Raw genomic sequence first — 3,789 nt, 5'->3', positions numbered from 1 at the left:
CATCAACTCCGCCTGTTAGCCACCCCCCCGGGCAATTACCCCCCCGGGGGCCGGGGCCCCCCGGGCGGGGGGGGTTCGTGTTGGTATTGGGCGGTTCTAACCCGAATTACCACTCACGACCAGCTGCGGCAGACCTGGGTCAGGAAGAGCCGATCGCGATCGTCGCCATGGGCTGCCGCTTTCCCGGCGGCATCACCTCGCCGGCCGAGCTGTGGGACCTGGTCTCCGCGGGCGGCGAGGCCGTCACCGAGCTGCCCGCGAACCGCGGCTGGGACCTCGACACGCTCCTCGGCGACACCGGCCCCGGCTCGTGCGCCACCCGGTTCGGCGGGTTCCTCCACGACGCCGACCGGTTCGACCCGGCGTTCTTCGGCCTGAGCCCCCGCGAAGCCCTGGCCATGGACCCGCAGCAGCGCGTCCTCCTGGAGATCAGCCACGAGGCGATCGAGCGCGCCGGGCTCGAGCCGGACGCCCTGGCCGGGACCGACACCGGCGTGTTCGTCGGCGCGATGGCCATGGACTACGGCCCGCGGCTGCACGAGCCGACCGGGCTCGTCGACGGCCACCGCCTGACCGGCACCTCCCCGAGTGTCGCCTCCGGCCGGATCGCCTACACCTACGGCCTGCGCGGGCCGGCGCTCACCGTCGACACGGCGTGCTCGTCGTCGCTGGTCGCGATCCAGCTGGCCGCCGACGCCCTGCACCGCGGCGACTGCTCGCTCGCCCTCGCCGGCGGCGTCACGGTGATGGCCGCCCCCGGCAACCTCGTGGACTTCACACGCCAGAACGGCCTTTCCGCCGACGGCCGCGCGAAGGCGTTCTCCGCCGACGCCGACGGCACGGCGTTCGCCGAAGGCGCGGGGATGCTGGTGCTGGAGCGGCTGTCCGACGCCCGCCGCCACGGCCACCCGGTGCTGGCCCTGCTGCGCGGCGGCGCGACCGGCTCCGACGGGGCCAGCAACGGTCTCACCGCGCCCAACGGCCAGGCCCAGCAACAGGTCATCCGCCGCGCGCTGCACGCCTCGGGACTGTCCACAAAGGATGTCGACGTGGTCGAGGCGCACGGCACCGGGACGGCCCTGGGCGACCCGATCGAAGCGCACGCCCTGCTGGCCACCTACGGGCAGGACCGCGAAACGCCGCTGTGGCTCGGGTCGCTGAAGTCGAACATCGGCCACACCCAGGCCGCGGCCGGGGTCGCCGGGGTGATCAAGATGGTCGAGGCCCTGCGGCACGAGACGATCCCGCGCACCCTGCACGCCGAGGTGCCGAGCCCGCACGTCGACTGGGCGAGCGGCCGGGTCGAGGTGCTGTCGGCGGCCCGGGCGTGGCCCGAGCACGGCCGCCCGCGGCGGGCCGCGGTGTCGAGCTTCGGGATCAGCGGGACCAACGCGCACGTCGTGCTGGAATCGGTGCCCGCCGAAGAGTCCGCGCCGGCGCCCGCCGGGCCGCTCGTCTGGTCCCTGCACGCCCACACCGGCACCGCCCTGCGCGCCCACGCCGCCCGGCTGCGGACCTACGCCGAAACCGCGGCCGACCAGGACCTCACCGCCACCGCCGCGATCCTCGCCCGCCGGCGTCCCGGCTCCTGCCGCGCGGTCGTCGTCGCCGAGGACCGGGCCGAACTCGTCGCCGCCCTCGCCGCTCTGGCCGAGGGCGCCCCGCACCCCGCGCTCGTCACCGGTACCGCGGCCGGCGACGTCCGGCCGGTGTTCGTCTTCCCCGGCCAGGGCGCCCAATGGCCCGGCATGGCCGCCGAACTGCTCGCCGCCGACCCGGACTTCGCCCGGCTGCTCACCGACGCCGCCGAGGCCCTGCGCCCGCACACCGGCTGGTCCGTGCTCGACGTGCTCACCGGCGCCGGCGGCGCGCCGGACCTGGAGGGGACCGAGGTCGTGCAGCCGGTGCTGTTCGCCGTCATGGTCGCCCTCGCCGGACTGTGGCAGGCCGCCGGGGTCGCTCCGGCCGCGGTGGTCGGCCACTCCCAAGGCGAGCTGGCCGCGGCCGTCGTCGCCGGGGCCCTGCCGCTGGCCGACGCCGCCCGGATCATCGCCGTCCGGAGCCGGCTCCTCACCGCCGAGCTCGACGGCACCGGCGGCATCCTCGCCGTCGGCCTGCCCGTGGCGCAGGTGCGGGAACGCCTGGAGCCGTGGGCCGGGCGGCTGTGGCCGGCCGTCGACAACGGCCCGGCCGGCACCGTCGTCGGCGGCGAACTGGCCGCCATCGAGGAGTTCGCCTCCGCCTGCGCCGACGTCCAGATCCGGCGCACCCCGGTGGCGTACGCGGCGCACACCCCGCACGTCGAGGCGGTCCGCGACGCCCTGATCGCCGAGATCGGCGCGCTGGCGCCGGCCGACACCGCGACCACGATCTGCTCCTCCTGCACCGGCGGCTTCCTGCCGGGCTCGGAACTCACCCCGGGCTACTGGTACCGCAACCTGGCCGAGCCGGTGCGGTTCGACGCGGCCGTCCGCGCCTTCGCCGGCTACCGGCGGCCGCTGTTCGTCGAGGTCAGCCCGCACCCCATCCTCGCCGGCGCGGTGCAGGAGATCCTGACCGACGCCGGCATCGACGGCACCGCCGTCGGCACCCTGCGCCGCGGGGAAGGCGGACGCCGCCGTTTCCTGCTGGCCCTCGCCGCGGCGCACGTCCGGGGCGCGACCGTGGACTGGCCGCGGCTGCTCGGCCCGGTCACCCGCCACCCGGACGTCCCGACCTCGGCGTTCGACCGGCAGCGCTACTGGCTCACCGGCAACTCCGGCGGCCTGCTCGGCGCCCCCACCCCGGTCGCCGACGGCGACGGTTCCGTGGCCACCGGGCGGCTCTCGCTGACCTCGCTGCCGTGGCTGGCCGGGCACGCCGTCCGCGGCACGGTCCTGTTCCCCGGCACCGGGTTCGCCGAACTGGCCCTGGAAGCGGCGGACGGCGGAAGCGTCGAGGACCTGACGCTCGAAGCGCCGCTGGTGCTGCCCGCGTCCGGCGCGGTCGAGGTCCAGGTCGGCCTCGGCCGCGCGGACGACCACGGCCGGCGGCCGCTGACCGTCCACACGCGACTCGGCGACGGGCCGTGGACGCGGCACGCCACCGGCGCGGTGAGCCCGGAGCGGGCACCCAGCACTCCCCTGCCGGTCTGGCCGCCCGTCGGAGCGGAGCCGGTCGACCTCGACGGCGCCTACGCGCGGCTCGCCGAACGCGGCTACGAGTACGGACCGGCGTTCCAGGGCCTCACCGCGCTGTGGCGCGACGGCGACGACCGGTACGTCGAGGTGGAACTGCCCGCCGAAGGCGAGTTCACCGCCCACCCCGCGGTGCTCGACGCGGTGCTGCACGCCCTGGTCCTCGACGGCACCGAGCTGCTGCTCCCGTTCTCCTTCGGCGGCCTGCGGGTCACCTCGCCCCTGCCGGGTGCGGTGCGGGCCCGGCTGTCCGGCTCGGCCGCCACCGGCGTCGAAATCGCCCTCTACGACACCGCCGGCACCCCGCTCGGCGGCGTCGAGTCGCTGCTGCTGCGGCCGGCCGCCGAGACGAAGGCGGCCGCGGAGCTCTACCGCGTGGAATGGACGCCCGCCCCGGTAGGCGACGGCACCGACCGGGAGTGGACGGTGATCGGCACGGAGCTGCCGGAGGTCGTCCCGCCGGTCGTGCTCACCACCGCGCACGAACTGCCGGCCGTGCTGGACCTCGTGCAGCGCTGGCTGCTCGACGAGCGCTGCGACGGCGCGAAACTGGTGTTCCTGCAGGACCCGGGCTCGCCCGACGGCGCGCCGGTGTGGGGCCGGGGTGCTCAGC

General features: G+C 76.2%; 1 protein-coding gene. It reads left to right on the top strand.

Annotated features, from left to right (window positions below):
• Positions 1 to 167 precede the first annotated feature (167 nt).
• The coding region (locus ACWEVN_RS47050) for a type I polyketide synthase (protein ID WP_452055602.1) at positions 168 to 3,789 on the top strand (3,622 nt) is incomplete at its 3' end.

This window comes from Amycolatopsis sp. NPDC003861 (assembly GCF_053605405.1).
This window is presented reverse-complemented; position numbering and strand designations above follow the sequence as displayed.